26 protein-coding genes are annotated in these 24,632 nt (G+C 65.1%); 19 read left to right on the forward strand and 7 right to left on the reverse strand.

The features are described 5' to 3' along the window. The first annotated feature begins 30 nt into the window (after nt 1-30). From GON09_RS11525 to GON09_RS11600, 17 genes are all read left to right on the forward strand, one after another. Nucleotides 31-876: an ABC transporter permease gene (locus GON09_RS11525; RefSeq protein WP_060651737.1), complete on the forward strand. Its 846-nt coding sequence runs from the start codon at nt 31-33 to the stop codon at nt 874-876. Beyond that, a complete protein-coding gene (locus GON09_RS11530) occupies nt 873-1,694 on the forward strand; it encodes an ABC transporter permease (protein WP_060651738.1) in 822 nt (273 codons plus the stop codon). Before GON09_RS11525 ends, GON09_RS11530 begins: the two co-directional genes overlap by 4 nt. Nucleotides 1,695-1,707: 13 nt before the next feature. Then, complete coding sequence (locus GON09_RS11535; RefSeq protein WP_115311553.1) at nt 1,708-2,502, forward strand: ABC transporter ATP-binding protein; 795 nt, start codon at nt 1,708-1,710, stop codon at nt 2,500-2,502. A 53-nt stretch (nt 2,503-2,555) separates the two neighbouring features. Continuing rightward, nucleotides 2,556-3,515 carry an ABC transporter substrate-binding protein gene (locus GON09_RS11540; protein WP_213931901.1) on the forward strand — a complete coding sequence of 320 codons (960 nt, stop codon included), beginning with the start codon at nt 2,556-2,558 and terminating at the stop codon, nt 3,513-3,515. Between the two features lie 65 nt (nt 3,516-3,580). Then, entirely contained in the window at nt 3,581-4,729 is a 1,149-nt protein-coding gene (locus GON09_RS11545) for a thiolase family protein (protein WP_060651741.1), read from the forward strand. After that, nucleotides 4,726-5,034 (forward strand): zinc ribbon domain-containing protein, encoded by a 309-nt coding sequence (locus GON09_RS28350; RefSeq protein WP_060651742.1) that lies wholly within the window; start codon nt 4,726-4,728, stop codon nt 5,032-5,034. The genes GON09_RS11545 and GON09_RS28350 overlap by 4 nt, the downstream gene beginning before the upstream one ends. Before the next feature lie 17 nt (nt 5,035-5,051). Beyond that, nucleotides 5,052-6,650: an ATP-dependent acyl-CoA ligase gene (locus tag GON09_RS11550; RefSeq protein WP_307854356.1), complete on the forward strand. Its 1,599-nt coding sequence runs from the start codon at nt 5,052-5,054 to the stop codon at nt 6,648-6,650. 59 nt (nt 6,651-6,709) lie between these two features. Continuing rightward, nucleotides 6,710-8,113: an aldehyde dehydrogenase family protein gene (locus GON09_RS11555; RefSeq protein ID WP_213931903.1), complete on the forward strand. Its 1,404-nt coding sequence runs from the start codon at nt 6,710-6,712 to the stop codon at nt 8,111-8,113. Between the two features lie 62 nt (nt 8,114-8,175). After that, nucleotides 8,176-8,970 (forward strand): aspartate/glutamate racemase family protein, encoded by a 795-nt coding sequence (locus GON09_RS11560; protein ID WP_060651745.1) that lies wholly within the window; start codon nt 8,176-8,178, stop codon nt 8,968-8,970. 10 nt (nt 8,971-8,980) lie between these two features. Beyond that, complete coding sequence (locus GON09_RS11565; RefSeq protein ID WP_060651746.1) at nt 8,981-9,388, forward strand: organic hydroperoxide resistance protein; 408 nt, start codon at nt 8,981-8,983, stop codon at nt 9,386-9,388. 8 nt (nt 9,389-9,396) lie between these two features. Continuing rightward, nucleotides 9,397-10,341, forward strand: coding sequence for a quinone oxidoreductase family protein (locus GON09_RS11570; RefSeq protein WP_213931904.1), 945 nt, complete (start codon nt 9,397-9,399; stop codon nt 10,339-10,341). Between the two features lie 326 nt (nt 10,342-10,667). Further along, entirely contained in the window at nt 10,668-12,143 is a 1,476-nt protein-coding gene (locus GON09_RS11575; protein ID WP_213931905.1) for a 2-hydroxymuconic semialdehyde dehydrogenase, read from the forward strand. 28 nt (nt 12,144-12,171) lie between these two features. Then, nucleotides 12,172-12,942, forward strand: a complete 771-nt coding sequence (locus GON09_RS11580; protein WP_202968355.1) for a 2-keto-4-pentenoate hydratase — start codon at nt 12,172-12,174, stop codon at nt 12,940-12,942. Next, nucleotides 12,939-13,367 carry a RidA family protein gene (locus GON09_RS11585; protein WP_064062265.1) on the forward strand — a complete coding sequence of 143 codons (429 nt, stop codon included), beginning with the start codon at nt 12,939-12,941 and terminating at the stop codon, nt 13,365-13,367. The genes GON09_RS11580 and GON09_RS11585 overlap by 4 nt, the downstream gene beginning before the upstream one ends. 16 nt (nt 13,368-13,383) lie before the next feature. Continuing rightward, entirely contained in the window at nt 13,384-13,902 is a 519-nt protein-coding gene (locus tag GON09_RS11590) for a 3-hydroxyanthranilate 3,4-dioxygenase (RefSeq protein ID WP_059381518.1), read from the forward strand. Nucleotide 13,903: 1 nt separating this feature from the next. Beyond that, nucleotides 13,904-14,899 (forward strand): amidohydrolase family protein, encoded by a 996-nt coding sequence (locus GON09_RS11595; protein WP_213931906.1) that lies wholly within the window; start codon nt 13,904-13,906, stop codon nt 14,897-14,899. 18 nt (nt 14,900-14,917) lie between these two features. Then, a complete protein-coding gene (locus GON09_RS11600; protein ID WP_081314471.1) occupies nt 14,918-15,256 on the forward strand; it encodes a WhiB family transcriptional regulator in 339 nt (112 codons plus the stop codon). Nucleotides 15,257-15,330: 74 nt separating this feature from the next. On the opposite strand, the gene alc is transcribed toward GON09_RS11600, so the two are convergent. From alc to GON09_RS11615, 3 genes are read right to left on the reverse strand one after another with little or no spacing between them, the layout of a single operon-like run. After that, entirely contained in the window at nt 15,331-16,299 is a 969-nt protein-coding gene (gene alc, locus GON09_RS11605) for an allantoicase (RefSeq protein ID WP_213931907.1), read from the reverse strand. Beyond that, nucleotides 16,296-17,648 carry an allantoinase AllB gene (gene allB, locus GON09_RS11610; protein ID WP_213931908.1) on the reverse strand — a complete coding sequence of 451 codons (1,353 nt, stop codon included), beginning with the start codon at nt 17,646-17,648 and terminating at the stop codon, nt 16,296-16,298. Before allB ends, alc begins: the two co-directional genes overlap by 4 nt. Further along, nucleotides 17,645-18,919, reverse strand: coding sequence for a DUF6986 family protein (locus GON09_RS11615; RefSeq protein ID WP_213931909.1), 1,275 nt, complete (start codon nt 18,917-18,919; stop codon nt 17,645-17,647). Before GON09_RS11615 ends, allB begins: the two co-directional genes overlap by 4 nt. 166 nt (nt 18,920-19,085) lie before the next feature. On the opposite strand from GON09_RS11615, the gene GON09_RS11620 reads away from it, so the two are divergent. Next, nucleotides 19,086-19,466, forward strand: coding sequence for a helix-turn-helix domain-containing protein (locus tag GON09_RS11620; protein ID WP_213931910.1), 381 nt, complete (start codon nt 19,086-19,088; stop codon nt 19,464-19,466). Between the two features lie 3 nt (nt 19,467-19,469). Here the strand turns inward: GON09_RS11620 and GON09_RS11625 are convergent, their stop codons facing one another. From GON09_RS11625 to GON09_RS11635, 3 genes are all read right to left on the reverse strand, one after another. Continuing rightward, nucleotides 19,470-20,063 carry an ATP-dependent Clp protease proteolytic subunit gene (locus tag GON09_RS11625; protein ID WP_213931911.1) on the reverse strand — a complete coding sequence of 198 codons (594 nt, stop codon included), beginning with the start codon at nt 20,061-20,063 and terminating at the stop codon, nt 19,470-19,472. Continuing rightward, the gene (locus GON09_RS11630) at nt 20,060-20,668 is read right to left on the reverse strand and encodes a ClpP family protease (RefSeq protein WP_213931912.1); all 609 of its coding nucleotides are present in this window, start codon (nt 20,666-20,668) and stop codon (nt 20,060-20,062) included. The genes GON09_RS11625 and GON09_RS11630 overlap by 4 nt, the downstream gene beginning before the upstream one ends. Before the next feature lie 78 nt (nt 20,669-20,746). Beyond that, the gene (locus GON09_RS11635) at nt 20,747-21,184 is read right to left on the reverse strand and encodes a hypothetical protein (RefSeq protein WP_307854357.1); all 438 of its coding nucleotides are present in this window, start codon (nt 21,182-21,184) and stop codon (nt 20,747-20,749) included. Between the two features lie 563 nt (nt 21,185-21,747). On the opposite strand from GON09_RS11635, the gene GON09_RS11640 reads away from it, so the two are divergent. Next, a complete protein-coding gene (locus GON09_RS11640; RefSeq protein ID WP_213931913.1) occupies nt 21,748-23,274 on the forward strand; it encodes an AMP-binding protein in 1,527 nt (508 codons plus the stop codon). A 25-nt stretch (nt 23,275-23,299) separates the two neighbouring features. On the opposite strand, the gene GON09_RS11645 is transcribed toward GON09_RS11640, so the two are convergent. Then, nucleotides 23,300-24,616 (reverse strand): MFS transporter, encoded by a 1,317-nt coding sequence (locus GON09_RS11645; RefSeq protein WP_213931914.1) that lies wholly within the window; start codon nt 24,614-24,616, stop codon nt 23,300-23,302. Nucleotides 24,617-24,632 lie beyond the last annotated feature (16 nt).

The following is a 24,632-nucleotide window of genomic DNA, read 5'->3' on the forward strand; positions in this document are numbered from 1 at the left end:
CATTTCACCACGATATTCAGGGGGCACCCAGTGACCAGCACGACGGAGATCACCCCTACTCTGCCGGTGACACTCAGTACGTCCTCGCAGGACCGCTTCCTCCGCAGGACGAACCTCACCCATCTGTTCTGGGGCACGATCGGAGTGCTCGGTTTCCTCACACTCTGGGAACTCGTCGCCCGCCTGCACCTGCTCCCCCGTGACGCACTCCCCCCCGCATCGACGACCTTGGCGCGGGCCGCCGAACTGCTCACCGACCCCGCCTTTCTGACGCAGATCGGTTACACCCTCTGGGCGGCGCTCGTCGGATACGCCATCGCACTGTTCATCGCGGTGCCTCTCGGACTGCTCCTCGGCCTTTCAAATCGCGTCTACGCTGCTACCTCGACCATCGTCGAGCTGGTACGACCTTTGCCCCCTATCGGTCTGGTACCTCTCCTCGTCCTGGTGGCGGGACAAGGCTTGGAGATGAAGTCCGCAGTCGTGGCTCTCGGCTGCGTATTTCCGTTGCTAGTGAATACCATCCACGGTGTTCACTCGACCAATGGTGTCGCACGAGCCACCGCCCGATCCTTCGGGTGGTCCCCCGCGCTCGTGGCATATCGAGTGGTATGGCCATCGGCCGTCCCGTCCGTACTCACGGGTGTGCGCGTAACAGTATCCATCGCCCTGATCCTCTGCATCGGCGCCGAGTTCATCGGCGGAAGCACCACCGGTCTGGGCTCGTGGCTCCTACTACAGAGCATGCTGCCTCAGGGCATCGACTCCGTCTGCGCCGGTGTCATCATCGCCGGCCTCTTGGGCCTGGTCATCAATGCAATCGTGAGCGTCCTCGAAACGAAGTACGCGTCCTGGGCACGAAGGGATGAAGGATGACGACCACACTGAGTTCGACCACTGTCTCCCGATGGTCGAATGCGGCACTCGGATGGACTGCGGCCGCCGTACTTCTTCTCGTCTGGCAACTGGGGGCTGCCAGTGCCCGATCCCCGTACTTCCCCACGCCGATCGACATCTTCGGCAACGTCTACGACCGTTGGTTCTCCGCGGGATTGTCACACGGCATCCTCACCGACTCGTTCTACTCCGACATCCTTCCCAGCATCGGACGGCTCCTGGTCGGATTGGCGATCGCATGGGTAGTGGGCATCACCTTGGGAGTACTTCTCGGCCGGATTCCCGTGCTGGCGATGACCATCGAACCCCTTCTACATTTCATGCGCGGCCTGCCCGGCCCGGTTCTCCTACCCCTGGCCCTGGTGCTGATAGGAACCGGTTCCGCGATGAGGATCGGCCTGATCACCTTCGGCGCGATCTGGCCCGTCCTGTTCAACACGTACAGCGCCGTACGCCAGGTACCCGAAGGATTCGAGGACGCCGCACGATCGACCCGCATCAGCCGGACAGGAATGCTGTTCCGGGTGATCCTGCCCTCGGCGAGCACGGGCATCTTCGCCGGCATCAAAGTGTCGACATCACTCGGTATCATCCTGCTGATCGCATCGGAACTCTACGCTGCGTCGGACGGCATCGGTTTCGGTCTGTCCCAAGCACAGCGCTCGTTCGAGTTCTTGACGATGTGGTCCTACATCGTCGCCCTCTCGCTCCTCGGCTATCTGTCCAACCTCCTGCTCGTACGTATCGAGCATTCCCTCCTGGACTGGCACCGCCTTCGCATGGCCATCGACAACTGATCGGAACACAAACATGGCTAACGCATTGCTCGAGGTCGATAACCTCAGCCACACCTACCACACCGACCGCGGTGAACAGCGTGTCCTGAACGGGCTGTCGTTCTCGGTCGACGACGGCGAGTTCGTCTCGATCGTCGGACCGTCGGGCTGCGGCAAGACCACTCTCCTGCGCACCCTCTCCGGCCTCCTCAAACCGACAGGCGGCACCATCTCACTCGGAGGACGGGTGATCGACGGCGTTCCCGAAGGACTCGCGATGGTCTTCCAGGACTACCGCGCTTCACTGTTTCCCTGGCGAAGAGTTGGAGCCAACGTCGAATTCCCCCTGCTCGGAATCGTCGGAAAATCCGAACGACGCGCCCGCACAGCCGAATCCCTCGCCGCCGTCGGACTCGAGGGAATGGAGGAACGCTACCCGTGGCAACTGTCCGGCGGTATGCAGCAACGTGTCGCAATCGCCCGGGCTCTCGCGATGCAGCCGAAACTGCTACTGATGGACGAACCGTTCGCATCCGTCGACGCCCAGACACGATCGGACCTCGAAGACCTTCTCCTACGGGTACGCGATCGATACGACATGACGATCCTGTTCGTCACGCATGACGTCGACGAGAGCGTCTACCTGAGCACTCGGGTCGTCTCGCTGAGCAAAGCACCGACAGTCAAGACCGCGGACCTGCGTATCCCGCTCGATTTCCCCCGCGACCAGATCCGCACTCGCGAAGAGGAACTGTTCGTCACCACCCGCGGCGAAGTCGCCCGCCTCATCCGGCAAGCGTGTCCCGGCGGCCTGCACGTCGAAGTCTGAGCCCGTCACACCACCCCCCGAAGTTCCCCCCTCGACCGGAACCTGGAGAACACATGAAGACACGATTCGCACGAGTGTGCGCGGCCGTGGCCACCCTCGCACTGGCCGGCACCGTCGCCGCCTGCGGGGGCGAGGCCTCCTCCTCCGGGGCCCCCTCCGAAGACGGCATCACCCGCATGACGCTGTCCATCCCTCCCGTCGGAGATTCTCTGCCGGTGTACGTCGCCCAGATGAAGGGCTACTTCGCAGACAACGATCTCGAGATCGAACTGACCCCGGCAGCCAACGGGGCGACTACGATCAATGCGTTGATCTCCGGCAGCACCGACCTCGCGCTGGTGTCCTACCCGTCGATCATCAAAGCAGTCGGCTCCGGTCTGCCCGTCACGATCGCTGCAACAGGCATCGATGGAACAGACGATTACAAGGGCGGCATCTACGTACGGAGTGATTCCTCCGCCGCCACGGCAGCAGACCTGCTGGGCAAGAAGGTCGCTACCCCCTCCCTCGGATCCGTGGGCGACATCTTCCTCCGAGGCGTTCTCCTCTCCGAAGGTTTGGATTACAACCAGGTCGACTTCGTCGAGCTTCCTCAGGCGAACATGGCTACCGCCCTTGCAGCCGGCGACGTCGACGCGGCATTCATCACCGAGCCGACACTGAGTTCCGCCCTCGAGACCGTCGATCTGCGCTCCATCGCATACCAGAACGGCCCGCAGGGTCTCTTCGCCACGTCGGAGAAAGTGATCGAAACCAATCCCGACGCCATTCGTGCCTTCCGCGCGGCGCTTGCAAGGGCCGTCGAAGACATCGAGCTCGATCCTCACGCAGTAGCTGCAGAAACGCTGCCTCGGTTCTCGGACATGGACGAGGACACCGCGCGAAACATGAATCTGCCGGAGTACGTCACCGAGTACGACGCCGAGGACGTCCAATCCGTGATCGACCTCATGGTGGAAGTGGGCATCGTCAAGGAATCGTTCAGCGCCGACAAAATGTATCGATCGCTGTAACTGCGCCGGCTTCCTCACTTCATCACGTCACCTCATCACGTCGATCCACAAGCAAGGACATCATTTTGAGCGGCACAGCACTCGTAGTGGGAACTGGAGAGTCCCCCTACACACGGCACGCCCCGCCAGGGACCACCACCGGATCGGTCATCGCCGACGCTGTCCTGCGCGCACTCGCGGACGCAGGTCTGTCCATCCGTGACGTAGACGGTTTCGGAGTCTCGAGCTTCACCCTCGGGCCCGATCATGCTGTCGACCTCGCTTGGCGAATGGGTCTTCGCCTGACGTGGTTGATGCAGGACACCAATGGGGGTGCGAGCGCAGGCGGAATGCTCCAACACGCCGTACGTGCGATCGAAGCGGGTGACGCCTCCGTCGTCGTTCTTGCTGCCGGTGACGTGATGGACAAAGCAGCGCACGAACGGCTCGTTGCCACGTACAACCGGGCGACCGAAGAACATCTGGCACCGCTGCCGATGTCGGGACCCAACGCACTGTTCGCGCTGCAGACGACACGTCAGATGCAGACCTTGGGTCTCGAGCGAGTGGACTACGGAAGGATCGCCACAACACAACGGACCTGGGCGAGCGCCAATCCTGGTGCTGTATATCGTGACCCGTTGACTCTCGACGAGTACCTGAACGCCCCGATGGTCGCCGGCCCCCTCGGACGATACGACTGCGTACCTCCGGTGACGGGCGCAGATGCGGTCGTGGTCGTTGCCGAACATCGCGCCGCGAAGGGTGGGCCCCGCGCTCGTGTCCTGGCCGTCACCACGTCGTACAACAGCGATGACCAGCTCGGCGACGGACTGGTTACAGGTCTCGCCGCTGTCGGACCACGAGCGTGGGACCTCGCCGGCGTGGAGCCGAACGATGCGGATGTGGTGAGCGTCTATGACGACTATCCCTCCATGGTCGTCGCCCAACTCGCAGATCTGGGGTTCCTGACCCCGGACGAGGACACAAGCAAGTTCATCGCCGAGCGAATTGCGACCCGCGATCTTCCCGTGAACACCTCCGGCGGTCAGCTCTCCGCCGGCCAGGCCGGGTCCGCCGGAGGCATGCACGGGCTCGTCGAAGTCGCGCGCCAACTTCACGGACGGGCACCGGGTCGGCAGGTCGACGCCCGAATCGGTGTCGTCAGCGGCTACGGCATGGTGCTCTACAGGCACGGATCCTGTGCCAATGTGGCGATTCTGGAGGCGGCATGAGCATCATCGTTCAGTCCTGCCGGAACTGCGGCGAACACTATTTCCCGTATCGCCTCGTCTGTCCCGCATGCGGGGAAGCGAGTTTCGCCGACGTCGAGATCGATTCCGGCACCGTCGAGGATGTGGTCCGGACCGCCGCCGATGTGGCCATCGGCACCGTACGGTGCGGGCCGCGCCTGTGCGTCATCGCCCGATTGACGCCGACCGACCTGCGTCCCGGCGCGGTGGTGGCACTGAACCACACGATCACCGACGGTGCCGATCCGGCCGGTTTCGTGCCGGCCCGTACCCCCGGTCTGCAGTGAAAGGAAACCTACATCCAGTGAACAGCAATCGATTTCCCGACGATCTGAGCCCGACCGACATGACGTTGCCGGGCATGTTGAGCCTTCGAGCACGATTGACCCCACACGCTCCCACCCTCATCTTCGGTGAGACCCGCCGTACTGCAGCGGAGATGCGCGAAGCAGTGGCCCGAACCGGGCACATGCTGCACAGTCACGGCGTGCACCGAGGGGATCGAGTGGCGCTGATGTCCTCGAACCGAATCGAGTTGCTCGACCTCATTCTCGGCTGCGCATGGATCGGGGCCGTGGCCGTCCCCATCAATACGGCGGCGCGCGGCACCCAACTCCATCAGGTCCTCAGCAACTCCCAGGCACGTCTGCTGGTCATCGAATCCGCGCTCATCGAGCATGTGCAGGCCATCGCGCCGCTGGAGGATGTGACCGACGTCTGGCTGATCGACTCCCGCCCAGGTCACGACGATCTCCCGTGGCGGACCGTATCGTTGCCCACAGCTACGGAACAGATCGATCCGATTCGCCCCGAACTCGGCGATCCGGCAGTGATTCTGTACACCTCCGGCACCACGGGCGTTTCCAAGGGCGTCGTCTGCCCTCATGCCCAGTTCTACTGGTGGGGCCGCAATGTCACCGCTCAGCTCGGCATCACATCCGAGGACACTCTCTACACCTGTCTCCCCCTCTTCCACACCAACGCACTCAATGCGTTCAGCCAGGCGCTGGTGGCAGGCGCATGCTACGCCGTGGGCCCCCGCTTCTCGGCCTCCCGGTTCTGGGTCGATGCAGCGCAGAACAACGCCACGTTCACCTACCTGTTGGGTGCGATGGTGAGCATTCTCTGCAGCAAGCCCGAAAGCTCCGCCGATCGAGCACACAATGTCCGCGCTGCCCTCTCTCCCGCCACCCCGGCAAAGCTGCTCACCCCTTTCCGAGAGCGTTTCGGAGTGACCCTGATCGACGGATACGGCTCTACCGAAACCAACGCGATCATCTCCTCGTCCCGCACCGAGCAGAGGGCCGGATACATGGGACGGATCCAGCCCGGCTTCGTCGCCCGAGTCGTCGACGAGCACGGTCTGGAAGTCGAACCCGGAACTCCCGGGGAACTGCTTCTTCGCAGCGAACAACCGTTCGCCTTCGCATCGGGGTACTTCCGAATGCCCGAAGCTACGGTGGAAGCCTGGCAAGACCTGTGGTTCCACACCGGTGATCGCGTGGCGATCGACGCCGACGGCTGGGTTCGCTTCGTCGATCGGATCAAGGACGTCATTCGTCGACGAGGCGAGAATATTTCGTCGGTCGAGGTGGAGCAGGCACTGCGCCTACATCCGAACATCGACGACGCTGCCGTCTTCGCCGTCGAGTCGGAACTCGGCGAGGACGAGGTGATGGCCGCCGTGGTGGTCGAACCGGGCGTGAGACTCGACTTCGAGGAAGTCACTGCATTCTGCGAGCCCCGCCTGGCCTACTTTGCCATCCCTCGATTCTTCTCGGTGCACCAGGCGCTCCCCCTCACGGAGAACGGGAAGGTGAACAAGAACGTTCTTCGCAAACTCGGAGCCGACGCCGCCGTCTGGGACCGAGAATCCGCCCGTATTCGTGTCAGCGCACCCTGACGGTCACTCGTCCACATCAGCGACTCACCAGGTCCACATCATTCGCAGGGGGTAATCGAGTGCTCGAGTACAAGAACTACATCGGCGGTCGATTCGTGGATGGGACAGGGGCATTCGCTGCTATCGACCCGGCCACCGGACAACCCGCAGCCTGGGTACACGAGGCCGATATACGCCTCGCCGACCGTGCTGTGGACGAGGCGCACGACATGTTCGACCGAGCATGGGGTCGAATCGACAGCGTCGAGAGGTGCGGAATCCTCTACGCTGTCGCCGCAGCTATCGAAGATCATTCCGATGCCCTGGTCGCTGCGGAGGTCACGGATACCGGACAACCGTCGAGCCATGTAGCCGAGTTCGACATCGTCCACGCCGCCGCACAGTTTCGTGCCTGTGCCGACGCACTCGCCACTGCGATTTCGCACGTTACGCCCGGCCGCCGTCCTGCGACCTACCAGATCCGCAAACCGCTGGGTGTGGTCGGGGTGTTTCCCTCGTGGCGTCTACCACTCCTGTCCCTGGCCTCCGGCCTCGCTCCCGTTCTCGCCGCGGGAAACACCGCTGTCGTGAAACCGGCGGTCGATACACCGGGGACCGCGACGTTGCTGGCCGGAATTGCCACCGAAGCCGGTCTGCCGGCCGGCGTCTACAACGTCGTGCACGGGTTCGATACAGGGGCGGCATCGGAACGGTTGTCCAAACATCACAGAGTACGCAGCATCCTGCAGGAGGAAGGACGACGGCTGCGACACCGGTCGGCGTCAGGGACACCGGAGCGGGTCACCTGCGTCGCGATCGTATGCGCGGATGCCGACATCGCTGCCGCGGCCGGGAGCATCGCGAGATCGATTGCGTTCAAGTCCGGCCAGTCCGATGCAAGCGTCGATCGCGTGTATATCGACCGGTCCGTGTACGACGAGATGTGCAGTCGCCTGACGGAGATCCTCGACAGCCAACATGCCGGCGCGGACTTCGGACCGCTCATCTCGCGACCACACTACGAAGCGGTAGTCCACGCTTTCGATCGCGCAGCAGCATCCGGATCGAAACGCATCACGGAACACGACCCGACCGACGTACCCCGCGACCTGCGTGACGGCTTCTGGATTCGGCCGACTCTCTGGGCGGCGGACGATCTGCCCCGAGCCCGAGCGTTCCAGCGCATCGACGGGCCTACCGCGATCCTCGTACCGTTCGACGACGAGCGTGAACTGAATCGGCGCGCCTTCTGCGGAGAGGGCCGTCTCTGGACCTCGATATGGACAAGGGCTCCCGAGCGGGGTCACGACCTCGCTCGAACGATCGACGCCGACACCGTCTGGGTCGACTCGTGGTTCGTCGACCACCCCTATCTTGCAGAACCTCCGGGAAAGACACACGACATGTATGACGCCGGAGATCCGGCGACGCGAATGAACTCGCACACCCACCTCACCAGAATCTTCTCCTTACCACCGGACTGACCGTCCGATCGCCGGAACACCAGAGTCTCTTCCCGATTCGGCAAAAGAGAAAGGAAGTCACCATGTCAGCACACGCCCCCGTACGTATTCTGTATCAGAGCTACACGGACCCGGCCCTCCACCAGCCGTATCTCTCTCGGCTGGCCGACTACCTTGCCGGGATCGCCGCACCGGGTGTCTCGTTCGAGGTCCGCGGAATCAGCCCCGCAGACACTCAGCTGGGACGTCTGAGTGAGCTACGGTGCAGTGTCCAGTCCATCGCCGGCATCGTCGAAGCGGAACGGGAGGGGTTCGACGCGGTACTCGTCGGGCACTTCCAGGACGCGGGCCTGTTCGAGGCACGGACCGCCGTCGACATCCCGGTCATCGGACACGGCGAAGCCAGCATGCATCAAGCATGCATGCTCGGTGGACGGGTCGGGATCGTCTCCATCGACCCCGTCTACCTCCCGTGGCATCACGAACAGATCCGTCGGTACGGACTCGAATCGAGAGTTGTCGACGTCCGATGCATGCAGATCACCCCCGACGAGGCAGTAGCTGCATACGATGATCCGGCCGGATACGAAGCAATCAAAAAGATGTTCCTCGACGCGGCACAGGCCATGGTCCGTGAGAGCGGCGTCGAAGTAGTGATGTCCGCAGGAGGATTGTTCGCATTGCTGAGCGCCACCGACACCGACCTGCAGTTGGACGGCGCCATGGTTGCCAATCCCACCTACCTCGCCGTGCGACAGGCAGAGCTCGCGGTCAGCGTTGCGCGGGCAACCGGCACACCCGTCTCGCGCGGAGGCACATTCGCCCGAGCCACTCCACGTGCAGTGGAAGAACTTCTCACTCTGATCGGAAGGAACTGAAGTGACTGTGATGGAATACACCGCAGAGGCAACCGCAGACGGCAACGGCCGAAACGGCCGTGTCGCTTCGAACGACGGACTGGTCGACGTCGCTCTCGGCATCCCTGTCGAACTGGGGGGCGCCGGCGGCGGATCCAATCCCGAACAACTCTTCGCTGCCGGATACGCCGGTTGTTTCCTGTCGGCATTGTCGTCCGTTGCGCGTGTGCACAAGGTGCGGCTCACCGACCCCACGGTGACCGCGCGAGTCACGATCGCGGATCACGGTGAGGGGTTCGGTCTCTCGGTCGAGCTCGTGGTGAACATGCCCGGAGTCGACGAGGACGTTGCACGCACCGTGGTCGAGGGCGCACATCAGAAGTGCCCGTATTCCAAGGCAGTCCGGAACAACGTCGATGTCGCACTGACGCTGAAATAGTGCACTCCATGCGAGCCGCCCTACTCCACCGCTACGGGCAGTCCCCACGGATCGAGCAGACCGAAGTCCCTCACCCTGTAGCGAACGAATCTCTGGTCGAAGTGGCGGCCGCCGCGGTCGGCCACCTGGACGTGACCATCGCGTCGGGCCGATTCTCGGTTCCGCCCCGCCTCCCCCACATCGGGGGGACCGACGCAGTCGGGACCATCGTCGAATCCGATCGATTCGAACCGGGAGTACGCGTGTTGGTCCGTGGCGGGGGGGTGGGCGTCAACCGGCCCGGATGCTGGGCCGAGTACGTGGCAGCCCCTGATACCGCGCTCATGGAGTTGCCCCGGTCTCTACCTCCAGCCGCAGCAGCCACTTTCCTCTCCCCCTCCACCTCCGGCTACCTCGCGGTCACGGGTGTCGCTCGGATAACACCCGGCGAACGGGTGCTCGTCACCGGAGCGTCGGGTGCCGTGGGCGCCGCCTCCGGCCAGTTCGCCCTCCATGCCGGCGCGGCGAGTGTCACCGGACTCGTCTCGACGCACGCCAAGGCCGCAACTCTCCCCCAGGGAGTCGAGCCGCTCGTGTCGTCTCCGGATGTCCTGGATCGTCTTGCATCGAAACCGATGTTCGACGTACTCATCGATACTGTGGGCGGACAACAACTGGCGAGCCTGCTCGGGGGCGTCGTGCCGGGAGGTCGGGCAGTCCTGATCGGCTACACACGCGGTGAAGCCGTCAGCCTCGACCTGCCCAACTTCCTCCTGCACGACGTGGCGCTACTACCCTTGAACATGATGCGCCGACGAGAGGAACAAGCGTCGCTCGTCCCGATGATGTGTGACCTGATCACCTCGGGCCGACTGGCGCTTCCCGTGCACGAGTTCGCTCTGCACGAACTACCCTCTGCTCTCGATGCCCTGAGGAACGGGCACGTCAACGGCCGCGCTGCCGTAGTCCTCTGAAGCACGCAACTTTCTTCCGGTGACAGGTTCACCCTGTCCCGGAACCGATTTCGAGATGAACCGGGCCGCCGACACAAGCGCATCCGAGTCCTCGGGACCGATTTGCAGTGACGACGCCTCCTCACCGTGTCGGAGTGCCCGGTCGATGGCATCGGTCGGACCCGAGATGCCCTCGTTCGGGGCGCCTTCTGTGTTCGGAGAACGGATCGGCCGAGTCGTCGACAAGAGCAAAGGCTGCGGCCCCTCTCCATTGCTATTACAAAATGGGCATAGCAATCACGTGATTGGCATTTGCCCGTAATCGTTCGAGAACTGAGGATTGAAACATGAAACCCATCCAGGACGGTTGGATTCGCAATTTCGTCGACGGCGAATTCGTCGAACCCGATTCCCGACGCGGGTTCGATCAGATCGACCCCTCGACGGGCCGGATCGTCGCCCGAGTCCACGAAGCAGACCGCCCTCTCGTCGACCGTGCGGTCACCGCGGCGCGCCACGCACTGGACAGCGGCTGGGCCGACACTCCCGTACGAGAGCGCACCGCGCTGCTACGTCGAGTCGCCGATCGGATCGAAGAACGGTTCGACGAGTTCGTCGCCGCCGAAATGACCGATACCGGAAAGCCTCTCACCCAGGCCCGAGAACTGGACGTCACTCGGGCGATCGTGAATTTCCGCACCTTCGCCGACATCGTCGCAGCCGCCGGACAGGAGTCCTTCCTCACCGATCTTGCAGGCGGAAGACAAGCCCTCAATTACGCTGTCCGCAAGCCGCTCGGCGTCGTGGCCGTAATCGTGCCGTGGAATCTCCCACTGCTCCTGCTGACGTGGAAGGTCGCACCCGCACTCGCATGCGGCAATGCGATCGTGGTCAAACCGAGCGAGGAGACCCCCTCGACAGCAACGCTTCTCGCCGAGGTACTTGCCGAAGCCGGCCTGCCCGCCGGTGCCTACAACGTCGTGCACGGCTTCGGCGCCGACTCGGCGGGTGAATATCTGACCACCCATCCGGGTATCGACGGTGTCACCTTCACCGGATCGTCAACGACCGGTGCCCACGTGATGAAAACGGTCGCACCCCGAGTTCGTCCGGTCTCGTTCGAACTCGGCGGGAAGAACGCCGCAATCGTATTCGACGATGTGAACATCGACGAAGCAGTGACCGGGCTGGCAAAGTCGATCTTCACCAATACCGGTCAGGTGTGTCTGTGCACCGAGAGGGTGTACGTCCACCGGGCGATCTTCGACGACATCGCGGCCGGACTCGCCGAGCGCGCCGAGAGCCTTCGACTCGGCGACCCCAACGATCCGAACACGACGACCGGTCCGCTGATCTCCCAGGGGCACCGGGACAAGGTCCTCGGGTATCTCCGGCTCGCCGAGGAATCCGGAGCGAAGGTACTGACCGGGGGCAGCATTCCCGAGCTCGGACCGGACCTCGACGGCGGATCCTGGATCGAACCGACACTGTGGACCGGGCTGACGAACACCGACCGCATACTCCGAGAAGAGATTTTCGGTCCCGTGGCAGCACTCGTACCGTTCGACACCGAAGACGAAGCGATCGCACTCGCGAACGACACGGAATACGGGCTCGCATCAGCCGTGTGGACGAACGACCTCCGTCGAGGCCACCGCGTCGCCCAGAAGATGCACGTGGGCATCTCGTGGGTCAACACCTGGTTCACCCGCGAACTTCGATCTCCGTTCGGCGGGATGGGACTCTCGGGGATCGGACGAGAAGGGGGGGAGTCCTCACTCCACTTCTATTCCGAACCGACCAACGTTTGCGTGCAACTGTGACCGAGAATCACCGATGAAGGACAACCACATGAACATGGCCACGGACACTGTCACAGAGCTGGCCGCCCGCCTGGACTCGGCTGAGCAGGACCGCATCGAAACGAACAGCTTGGCAGACGACATCGACATCGACGTCGACGCCGCCTACGCAATCCAGGAAGAACTCGTCGCCCGTCGATGTGCACGGGGAGAGAATCTGGTCGGCGTCAAACTCGGCTTCACCAGCCGAGCGAAAATGGCCCAGATGGGCGTATCGGAAATCATCGTCGGGCGACTCACGGACGCCATGGAGGTCGCCGACGGCGAGAGCGTAGACCTCTCGCGCTTCATCCACCCGAAGATCGAACCCGAGATCGCGTACCGCATCTCCGCCGATATCGACTTCGACGGACCTATGCCGAATATTGCCGCATACGTAGATGCTGTCGCTCCCGCGATGGAGATCATCGATTCACGGTATCGGGATTTCCGTTTCACCTACACCGACGTGGTGGCGGACAACACCTCCGCAGCAGCTTACGTCATCGGGCCGTGGCATCCGCTGCAGGATGTCAGCAATCGCGCTGTCCGCCTCTCCACATCCGGCACCGTCGTGGAAGGCTCGACGAACGCTGTCCTCGACGACCCGGCCAATGCCGTCCGCGAGTTGTTGGAAATCGCACGACGTCGGCAGATTCCGTTGCGCGCCGGGTATGTGGTGCTGGCCGGAGCCGCAACTGCGGCAACACCGCTGACGACAGGCAGCGTCGAATGTGAAGTGGAAGGTTTGGGAACCGTGAGCCTGAAGGGAATCGCATGACCGGGAACGCACGAGTGATCGAGGGGCTCGCCACACCTCGGGGTAGGTTCCCCCACGTCAAGGTCGCCGGCGATTTCGTTTACGTCTCCGGCACCAGCTCTCGTCGGCCCGACAACACTTTCATAGGTGTCGAGGTAGACGAGATGGGCACGACACGCCTCGATATCCGCGCCCAGACGCGCGCGGTTATCAGCAATATCCAGGCAATTCTCGCGGAGGTCGGAGCCGACCTTACCGACCTCGTCCAGGTCACTACCTACCTCGTGTCGATGAACGACTTTGGCGGATACAACGAGGTTTACGCCGAAATGCTCGACGAAGCAGGCCCGACACGGACGACCGTGGCAGTGCACCAGCTGCCCCATCCGCACCTGCTCATCGAGATGCAAGCAGTAGCCCATCTACCTGGCGCCCGTCACCACTGAACCGAAAGAGAACGCCATGACAACCATTCCGCCCGTCATCGACTTCCACAAGTGGATCGCCGACAACCGGCACCTCCTCGCTCCGCCGGTGAACAACCAGACCATGGCTCTCGGGGACGACTTCATCGTGCAGGTCATCGGTGGTCCCAACCAGCGCACCGACTACCACGTGGATCCATACGAGGAGTGGTTCTTCCAGATCGAAGGCGATATCCACGTCAATGTCATGACCGAGGAGGGCACTCGCGCGGTGCACATTCGCGAGGGCGAATCCTGGCTGCTCCCCGGAAACATCCCCCATTCGCCTCAGCGCCCCACCGAAGGCATCGGACTCGTAATCGAGCGTGTACGGCGCGAAGGAACACTAGAGAAGTTCCAGTGGTACTGCCTCGAGTGCGATGCTCTCATCCACGAAGTCGAACTGCAGGTACGTGACATCGTTGCGGACCTGCCGCCCGTGTTCGTCGATTTCTATAACGACGAGACCGCGCGGACCTGCAGTACCTGCGGCGCACTGCATCCCGGAAAGGGATGACATGAGCGACATCATCGACGTACACACCCATTACGTTCCGAAGGGGTGGCCCGACCTGAGTGCCGACGCCGGGGTCGACGCACCGTGGCTTCGGGTCGAAAGCGAATCCGACGCAATCATCATGATGGGTACGCGTGAGTTCCGCCGTATCCAGTCCGATGCGTGGGATTACGAAGTGCGACTGCGTGACATGGATGCGGACGGTGTCCGGGCACAGGTCGTCTCCCCCACCCCCGCTTTCTTCAATTACGGACGTACGCCCGAAGAAGCCGAGCGGATCGCGCGCATCTTCAACGACCTGGCTCTCACGATCGTCGAACCGGCACCGGATCGGCTCATTCCGTTCTGCCAAGTCCCCCTGCAGGACACGGATGCCGCATGCCGCGAATTGGAACGGTGTGTCGAAAATGGGCACCGCGGCGTCGAGATCGGTAATCACGTCGGTGATCGCGATCTCGACAGCGATGGGATAGTGACCTTCCTGCAGCACTGCGCCTCGCTGTCGGTTCCGGTGTTCGTGCATCCGTGGGACATGGCAAACTCGCCACGCTTGGACCGGTGGATGGCCCAGTGGCTCGCAGGAATGCCGGCCGAGACCCACTTGTCGATTCTCTCGCTGATTCTGGGCGGAGGATTCGACCGGATTGACGAGGGTCTGCGAATCGCGTTCGCTCATGGCGGTGGGTCCTTCGCATTCTGGCTCGGTCGCGTCGACAACGCGTGGCACCGCCGTCACGACATCATCGGCACGTCGGCCAAGCCACCCTCCCAATATGTGGACCGGTTCTACGTCGATTCCGTCGTATTCGACGAGCGAGCCCTTCGACTGCTCGTCGATACGATGGGTTCCGAACGGGTACTCGTCGGTAGTGACTATCCGTATCCCCTCGGCGAGCGACCGGTGGGAAGCGTGGTTCGTAAGAGTGAGTTCCTGACGCTCGAGGCCCGCGCCATGATCGAGCACGAGAATGCAATGCGGTTCCTCGGGGTGAGTTGAGACGGATTGTTGAAAGCGATGGGAAAACGCCTGTCGCACACGAGTCTCGACGGACACGCCTGGGACTGGCAGAGTCGGGCACTCTGCCGGTTCTACGGCGCGGAGATGTTCTTTGCACCCGAAGTCGAAACCCGAGGTGCACGAGCGCGCCGGGAGCAGCTGGCATGCAGTATCTGCATGAGCTGCAGCGTTCGTGGAGAGTGCGGCGACTATGCGCTCGCCGCCGGAGAAACACACGGCATCTGGGGCGCCATGACGGAGCACGCCCGACGAAGAGCGGTGAACCGGTCGACCGGACGTGACACGCACAGCCCACACCGGTCCGGCTTCTGCCCACCGCGCAACGGTTCGTCGTAGCGCGGTGGGCCCGCTTCTTTGGCGGTGACGTCGAACACCGTCGTCACCTGGGTAATACGTTCGTCAGATCTGTCTCAGGTCAGTCGTCCGTTCACGCGCAGACGGGCGATGCCACCGTCGGGATAGACATCGAGCCGCACGAACTCCACCGGGATCGGCGAATCGACGCGGAAACGGTGCCGGCAGTCCGGCAGCAGTGCGGTCCGCGGCACGAGTTCGACCCAGGACGATTCGTCGGACATCGCGTCCTCCCTGGGAATTCCGCTCAAACGCGCCGCTCCTGGTGCGTTGCCGACGAAATAGGAGGTGTCGATCTCGACGTGGTCGACGCAGCCCTGCCCGGCGAGACGGATCACCACGTAGTCGTTGCCGTCGTCACGGCGACGGGCGTTCTCCCAGCCCTCCCCCATGTGCCGCGAGCGACCGAGGCCGATGATGTTGCGCGGCGACGAATAGAAACGGTTCGAGCACGCGACGACGTCGCCGCCGTTCTCGAGGGCCGCGAGATCGATCGTGCCCGTGAGGAAGGCCGGGTCCGGGCGTGCATGTCCGTGCACCCGGAAGCGGGCCACACCGCCGTCGGGAAAGATGTTCAGGCGCAGGTGCGTCCAGCGCCGATCGTCGTCCACCGCGAAGGCGTTCGCTGTGTCGCCCTTCAGGGCCACCCGCTCGAGGACCGGTTCCCACGGTGCGTCCAGGAGTTCCTGATCGGTCGGGTAACCATCGAGATTCACCCCCTCGACGGATGCGAAGGGCGGGTAGTTGCCGGTGAACCAGGCGGTGTCGATCACGACACCCTCGACGACACCGGGAACGCCGAGCCGGACCACCGCGAAGTCGTGCCCGGGTTCGCGGCGACGCCGGGTCTCCCACCCATCGTAGACCTTTCCCTTGTGCCCGAACTCGGACGGATCGAAATCGGGTGCGCCCGGCGAGATCAGGTTCTCGCGACTCGCGAAGAACTCGTCGTTCGCGTACACGACGGCACCGCCCAGCGATCGCGCGGCGAGATCGGGCAGTTGCAGGAAATCTGCTTCGGTCAACGGTTTTCCTTTCGGGAGAGCAGCTCACCACGCGGTGCGGGGTCGGTGGCGCCGAGGGTGACGGTGAGTGGTTCACCGGCGAGCCAGGTCTGCCGCACGACCCCGGCCAGCGCGCGTTCGGCGTAGGGCGTCACCGCGTTGCGGTGGTGCAGCCGCTCCGGGAAGACCACGAAGGCGTCGTCGGGCGCGAAGACGCACAGGTCGGCACTGTTGCCCACGGCGATGGCACCGCGGTCGGCCAGGCCCACGAGGTCGGCGGTGCGACCGGCCATCCAGCGCACCACGTCGACGAGTGTGTGCCCGCGCTTGCGGGCCTCCGACCAGACGATGGGCAATCCGAGTTGCAGCGACGAGATTCCGCCCCAGGCCTCGCCGAAGTCGCCGGTGACGAACTTCTTCAGCTCCGGCAGGCACGGAGAGTGATCGGAGACGATGCAGTCGAGCGTGCCGTCGGCCAGGCCGCGCCACAGCGCTTCCCGGTTACGGGCCTCACGAATCGGTGGGCAGCACTTGAAATGTGTGGAGCCGTCGAGGATCTCCTCACTGAACAGCGACAGATAGTGCGGGCAGGTCTCCGCGGTGACGGGCAGCCCCTCGGCCTTCGCCGCGGCGACGAGCGGGAGGCTTCCCGCGTCCGACAGGTGCAGGATGTGCACGCGGCATCCGGTCTGCCGCGCGCCGTCGATGACCTGGGCCACGGCACGAGATTCGGCGACCGGTGGTCGCGAGTACAGGAAGTCGTCGTATCGAGGACCGGCCGGCGGGTCCTGCGCATCGAGGGTCGGTCCGTCCTCGGCATGCACGATGAGCAGGCCGCCGAAGCCGGCGATCACACGCATCGCCTCGACCATCTGCTCGCGGTCCAGCGGCGGGTACTCGTCGAGACCCGAATACGCGAGGAAGCACTTGAAGCCGTACACCCCTGTGTCCCAGAGAGGTTCGAGCTCGGCGAGGTTGCCGGGGACCGCACCGCCCCAGAATCCGACGTCGACGGTGACCTGCTCGGCCGCGACCTTCTGCTTCACCTCGAGGGCCGCCACGTCTACGGTGGACGGGATGGAGTTGAGGGGCATGTCGACGATCGTCGTCACTCCCCCGGCCGCGGCGGCACGTGTCGCCGTCGCGAATCCCTCCCATTCGGTGCGGCCGGGTTCGTTGACGTGGACGTGCGTGTCCACCAGGCCGGGGAGCAGCATCTCGTCGTCGGCGAGGACGATCTCCCGTGCACCGGCCGGAGCGGCGTCGTCGTACTCCTCGATTGCGACGATGCGACCGTCGCGCACGTGGACGGCGCAGCTGCGTTCCTCGTCCCCCACCACGGCGCGTCGCGCGCGGATCATGGTGGTCATCGCGTCACCGCCGTCGGTCGACCCGCGAGCCGGGCCAGGTGGTCGAGATTCGTGCCTGTGCGATCGCATACTTCCTTCTCGGTGAGGGCTCCGCAGCTCGTTCCCCGCAGGAGGAAGGCGGCGAGAGCACGGGCAGTGGCGGGTTCGTCGAGATATCCCGACGACAGGGCCGGGTCGATGTAGGCCGCGACGCGTCCCGCGGCGGTGGACAGCGACCGGCGGTAGAACGCGAAGGTCGCGGCGTAGCGGGTGGGCAGCTGCGCCGGGTGCAGGTCCCAGCCCTGGTAGAAGCCGCGGCGTAGCGACCGGTCGATCAGGCGGGCGTGCAGTCCCCATGCCGCGCGGATCTCGTCGCGGGTGCCGACGGGAAGGCGGTTGGTGGACCCGTCGGACAGCCGCACCCCGGTGCCCGCTGCCGCGACCTGCATCGTGGCCTTGGCGTGGTCGGCGACGGGGTGGTCCATCGCCTGGTACTCGGCGGCGATGTCGCACGCGGCCGAGTAGTCGTAGGTGCCGTAGTGCAGCCCCGAACAGCGCCCCCGGGCTGCTCGGATCATGGTGGCGACGGCAGCGGTGCCGTCGGGTCCGCAGATCGCCTGCGGCGTCTCGATCTGGATCTCGAAGCGCAGGGGCCCGGCGAGCGAATGGGTGGACTCGAGATGTTCGCAGACCGTCACCATGGCGGCGACCTGTTCGGGTGCGGTGACCTTGGGCAGCGTGACGACGAATCCGTCGGGCAGAGCGCACTTTCCGGTCAGTTCTGCGACGAAGGCGTCGAGCGTGCGGAGGCCGCGGCGCCGGGTGGCGGCCTCGAAGGACTTGAACCGGATGCCGACGAAGGGTGTCGCGGTGGGATCGGTCGCGAGTTCGGCGGCGACGCGGGCGACGTGAGCGTCCTCATCGGCGTCGCGTTCGTGCTCGGGAATGCCGGGGCGCCTGAACCCGTCCTCGAAGTCGATGCGCAGATCCTCGATCGGTTCGGTGCGCAGTTTGGCCTCCACGAGCGGGAGGACTGTCTCGGCGAGTTCGGGTTCGATGCCGGTGACCGCGGCGAGGTCCGCGGGGCCGTCGATGCGGGTGTCGAGGACGTCGAGCGCGTCGGCTCCCCACCGTGCCACGATCCCGACGTCGTAGCGGTCGGCCGGGACGTAGACGGTGTGTACCGGTTGGCGGGCACCGTCGGTCCCGGGATAGGTCGCGGCGTATGCCGCGTCGGTGTCCGCGAGCTGCGCGTCGAGCGCAGCCGCAAGCCTGTGCAATCCTGTCGGCACCCGAACTCCCGTCCTGTATCCACGGCTGTATACGTCGTGGTGCGCCGACGTTATCGGCGCCAGGTCATGTGTTCGGTTAACTGCGGTTACGGGCCCGTTACACATCTGCCGGGGCGGTGTTCGTCCTCGGCTGAACCCGGTCCCTCGCCGTCGGGTCGACGGCACAATGGTCGGCATGGAGCAGGAGCAGGGTCGCGTGATCGATCTCGCCGCCGGAGCAGCGCGGGTGGCGCGGCTCCCCGCACCGGGAACCGAGAACGCCGAGCCCCGCTTGCTCCGCCAGATCTACGGGGAGATCCTGCGCGACGAGCGTCGCGATCAGGACCGCAGCCTCGGCGACGTGGCCCGCACGGTCGGGATGTCGAAGCAGTATCTGTCGGAGGTCGAACGCGGGCGCAAGGAAGCGTCCTCCGAGATCCTGCGGTCCGTGTGCGATGCGCTGGAACTTCCGATGGAGCAATTGCTGGCGCGCGGCATCCGTCGGATGACCGCGCACCGCACACTCCGGACCACGAGCCACGCCGGCGTCGAGTTGTGCGCGGCGTGACGGTCATCCGTCCCGGTCGACGATGACGTGATCGGCGAGGCCGTAGACCACCGCCTCCGTCGGCGAGAAGATCCGGTCCCGGTCGGTATCGCGGCGCAGTTGTTCGATGTCGCGTCCGGTGTGCGCGGCCAGGATCTCCTCGGTCTGCGCCCGCACCCTCATCACCTCCGCCGCCTGCAGCGCCAGATCGGAGATGGTGCCCTGTCCCTGCGCCGACGGCTGGTGCAGCAGCACCCGCGAATGCGCGAGCACGTGCCGACGACCGGGTGCCCCCGCAGCGAGCAGCACGGCGGCCGCGGAGGCGGCCTGTCCCATGCAATAGGTCGCGACCTTCGGACGCAGGAACTGCATGGTGTCGTAGATCGCGAGCATCGCGGTGGACGATCCGCCGGGTGAGTTGATGTACAGGCCGATCTCCCGGTCGGGGGATTCCGCTTCGAGGTGCAGCAGCTGCGCCATCACGACGTTGGCGACGCCGTCGTCGATCTCGGTGCCGAGAAAGACGATGCGTTCGTTCAGCAGTCGGCTGAAGACGTCGAACGAGCGCTCCCCCGACGGCGTACGCTCGATCACGTTCGGAATCGTGTAGGTGCTCATCGTCCCAGTCCCATCTGTCGTCCCGAGGCGAACGGCGCCAGTTCGGCGAGCGAATCCACGACGGCATCGACGATGCCGTAGTCGCGTGCCTGTTCGGGGGTGAACCACCGGTCGCGGTCGCTGTCGCGTTCGATCTCTTCGAGCGAACGTCCGGTGGCGTCCGAGAGGATCTGCTGCGACTGCAGTTTCATGTACTCGAGGTTCTCTGCCTGGATCGCGATGTCGACGGCCGTCCCCGAGAAACCGGCCGACGGCTGGTGCATCATGATCCGGCTGTGCGCGAGACTCGTCCGTTTGCCCTTCGTCCCTGCCGCGAGCAGGACCTGCCCCATGCTGGCGGCGAACCCGACCGCGACGGTGGCTACGTCGTTCGGGACGAGTTGCATGGTGTCGTAGATGGCGAGGCCGGCCAGCACGGATCCACCCGGCGAATTGATGTGCAGGACGATGTCGCGCCGGTCGTCGGCGGAGGCGAGCAGGACGAGTTCCGAGCACACACGCTCGGCCGTCTCGTCGTCCACCTCTCCGGTCAGTCGCAGGATGCGTTGACGGAAAAGCCTGTCGGCCAGTTGGTCCCGGTACGAGAGTGGTTCGGTGGTCGTCATGCATCGAGCCTGACCCCGATCGGGCGCGAACCGGCGGTTCGTCTGCTCACGGCAGACGGACCGGACCGTCCCCGACGTTCAGTCGCCCGCGGATCGGACGGCGCTGATCACCGCTGCGACGAGGACGGCCAGCACCAGCACCAGGAGCAGCACCGGTCCGAGCAACAACACCAATGCGATCAGGACGGCCAGGCCGATCTTGGCCTTGGTGCTCAGTCCGGAGATCAGCCCGCCCAGCGCGGCGAGGGCTGGATTGCGGCCCTCCAGCGCGGCCCGGATGCCCGCGAGGACCGCCTGCAGTCCCACGCCGCCGCGAGTGACCTCACCGAGGAGCGAGTCCACCCATTCGCGGATGCGGCGGGTCGGTCTCTTGCCGAGTCCCCGCAGCGCACCCAGTGCGGTGCGGACGAAGGCCCGCACCGCATCCTTCAGCATGTCGACGGGCGATTCCGGTTTCGGCTGTGCCTGCTCGGGCCGGGTCTGCTCGGGCCGGGTCGGTCGTCCGGTCTCCGTCACGGGCCGACGTGGCCGGTGCGTCTCCCTCGGCGGGGTCGGCTTCGAACGGCGGCGGGGCGCCGTGTCGGTCCGGGACGATGTCCGGGCGGTCGATCGGGTGGTGGATCGCGTCGAGGTGCGCCTCGAGGCGGGCGCGGGATCGCGAGATCGACGCCGCGACGCGGGTTCCGCGTCGCGCGAGCGACGCCGCGTCGCGGCATCGGGGTCACGAGATCGACGGCTGCGCGTCCGCGCGGGTTCGCTCGTGGTCTCCGTCTTCTCGCGCGTCGCGGTCGGACGCCGCGCCGGACGAGAGGTTCGGCGGGGTTCGTTCTGCCGAGCACTCATACCGCTCGCCTTCTCTCGTGGACGGGCACGGTGCCTTTCAGTGAACGCCGGATTCCGGGCCCGGTCAATGTAGGGCGGCCACGTCGACCGATTGCGGAACAGGTGGACCCTGTTCAAGATCGGCAACAGCCCTTGGGAGAATGAGGATTGCCCTCACAGCACACGGGGAGGTGTGCGCATCATCGTTCGCGATGGGGAGTGCGCGCGCGTCGTAATCCGAAGGAGCACCGACAGACGTGACCGAGCAATTCAGTTTCGAAACACTCACGCCCACGGCATTTCTCGACCGTTCCGCCCGGGTCTTCCGTGACGACCTCGCAGTGGTGGACGGAGACATCCGCCGCACCTACGCCGAACTGCGCGATCGCTGCCTGCGACAGTCGGGCATGTTGCACGCTCTCGGTGTCGAACCCGGCGACCGTGTCGCGGTACTCGCGCCGAACACCTCGTTGATGCTCGAGGCGCACTACGGCGTGCTGTACGCGGGCGCTGTGCTCGTCTCGCTCAACACCCGTCTCACCGCGCCGGAGCTCCGGTTCATCCTCGAGCACTCGGGCAGCCGGGTCCTGCTCGTCGAGCAGTCGTTGGCCGACCTGGCCCGCGAGGCGACAGCCGACCTGCCGTCGATCACTGTCGTCGGCGACGACTACGAGGACAAGCTCGCGGCCGCTCGCCACCGTTACGTGCCGCTCGCCGACGAGCGCAGCATGATCGCCCTGAACTACACGTCCGGCACCACGGGTGATCCGAAGGGCGTGATGTACCACGCGCGGGGCGCTTACCTGCAGTCCCTCGCGATGGTCGCGCACTTCGGGCTCGACAGCGCGTCCACCTATCTGTGGACGCTGCCGATGTTCCATTGCAACGGCTGGACGTTCACGTGGGCGGTCACCGCTGCCGGTGGTACCCACGTGTGCCTGCCCAAGGTCGATCCCGAACGGATCTGGGAACTTGTGCGCACCGAGGGTGTCACGCACCTGTGCGGCGCGCCGACCGTGCTCGCGTCGCTGGTCGACGCACCCAACGCCGGTGGGATCGACCACCGGGTCGTCGCCGCAATCGGTGGTGCCCCGCCTGCCCCTGCCCTGATCGAGCGGTGCACCGCGCTCGGACTCGACATCACGCACCTGTACGGGCTCACCGAGACGTACGGTCCGGCAGCGATCTGCGAGTGGCGTTCGGAGTGGGACGTCCTTCCCGAGGACGAGAAGGCACGGCTGCGCTCCCGGCAGGGTGTCGGCAATGTCGTGGCCGGTGAACTCCGCATCGTCGACGCGATGGGATCCGACGTTCCGGCCGACGGCGAGACGACCGGCGAGATCGCACTGCGCGGCAACAACGTGATGCTCGGCTACTACAACAACCCGGACGCGACCGCGCGCGCAGTGCCGGACGGCTGGTTCCGCACGGGCGACATCGGCGTCATGCATCCGGACGGCTACATCGAGATCCGCGACCGCGCCAAGGACGTCATCATCTCCGGCGGTGAGAACATCTCGTCCGTCGAGGTCGAGGCCGCTCTCATCAGCCACCCGGCCGTTCTCGAGGCGGCCGTCGTCGCGGCACCGAGCGAGAAGTGGGGCGAACGTCCCGTCGCCTACGTCGCGTTGCGCAGCGGCGCGAATGCCGACGAGGCGGAACTGCGGGCACACGTGCGTTCGCAGCTCGCCGGCTTCAAGGTTCCCGACAGCATCGTCTTCGGTGCCCTGCCGAAGACCGCGTCCGGCAAGATCCGCAAAGTCGAATTGCGCGAGCGCCTCTGAGCTCCGACCGGGACGGTTCCCGACATCACTTCTCGTCGAGGACCGTCCCGGCCCGCTCGGGCAGGGTGAACGCGGCGAGCGCGGCGACGACGAACGACGCCGCGAACGCGCCGAAGACGAGACCGTTGCCCCCGGTGTCCAACAGCACCGGCACCAGCAGCGGCGCGATGATCGACGCGAGCCGGCCGAAAGCCGCGGCCGAACCGGTGCCGGCCCCGCGGACGGGTGTGGGATACAGCTCGGGGCCGATCGCATACAGCGCACCCCAGGCTCCGAGATTGAAGAACGACAGCGCCATACCGGCGGCGACGATCGTTCCCGGCGTCTCGGCGAGGCCGAACAGTCCCGCCGACACCGCCGAGCCGGCGAGAAAGACGCCCAGCGTCATTCGTCGTCCCCACACCTCGATCAGCCACGCCGCGACGCCGTAACCCGGCAACTGGGCGAGCGTGATGAGCAGCGTGTATCCGAACGAGGTCACCAGATCGAAGCCCTGCGCGACGAGCAGGCTCGGCAGCCAGATGAATGCGCCGTAGTACGAGAAGTTGATGCCGAACCACACGATCCACAGCGCGGCTGTGCGGCGGCGCAGGTTCGGCGCCCACACCGATCCTCGGGCGACCGGCTCTGCCACGGTCACGGGTTCGTGGCCCTCGTCCGGTACATAGGCGACACCGGCCGATCGTTCGTAGTCGCGCACGATGGATTCGGCTTCCGCCTGCCGTCCGCGACTTTCGAGGTACCGCACCGATTCGGGTAGACCGAACCGCACGACGAGGGCGTAGGCGGCGGGGACGAGACCGACGGCGAGCGCCCACCGCCATCCGTTGTCGCTCGTGGGGACGACGAAGTATCCGATCAGGGCGGCCAGGAGCCAGCCGACCGCCCAGAACGCCTCGAGGGCCACGACCACGCGCCCACGTATTCTGCGTGGCGCGAACTCACTGACCAGCGTCGACGCGACCGGCAGCTCGGCACCGAGACCGAGTCCGACGACGAACCGGAGGACGATGAGCATCGCCACCGAGGTCGACAGCGCCGCAGCGCCGGTCGCGAGCCCGTAGACGAGCAACGTCGCGGCGAACACCTGCCGGCGTCCGATTCGGTCGGCGAGCAGACCACCGAGCGACGCCCCGATCGCCATACCGACGAAGCCGATCGATCCGATCCACGACAACTGCGTGGACGACAGATCCCACTGCACGGCCAGCGCCGCCATGACGAACGAGATCAACCCGACGTCCATGGCGTCGAGGGCCCAGCCCACGCCGGAGCCGGTCAGCAGGCGGCGGTGTCTGCCGGTGAACGGCAGGTCGTCGAGCCGCTGGGTGCGAGTGGTCATGCACCGAAACGTACCG

The organism is Rhodococcus sp. B50, from assembly GCF_013602415.1.
Lineage (GTDB): Bacteria > Actinomycetota > Actinomycetes > Mycobacteriales > Mycobacteriaceae > Rhodococcus.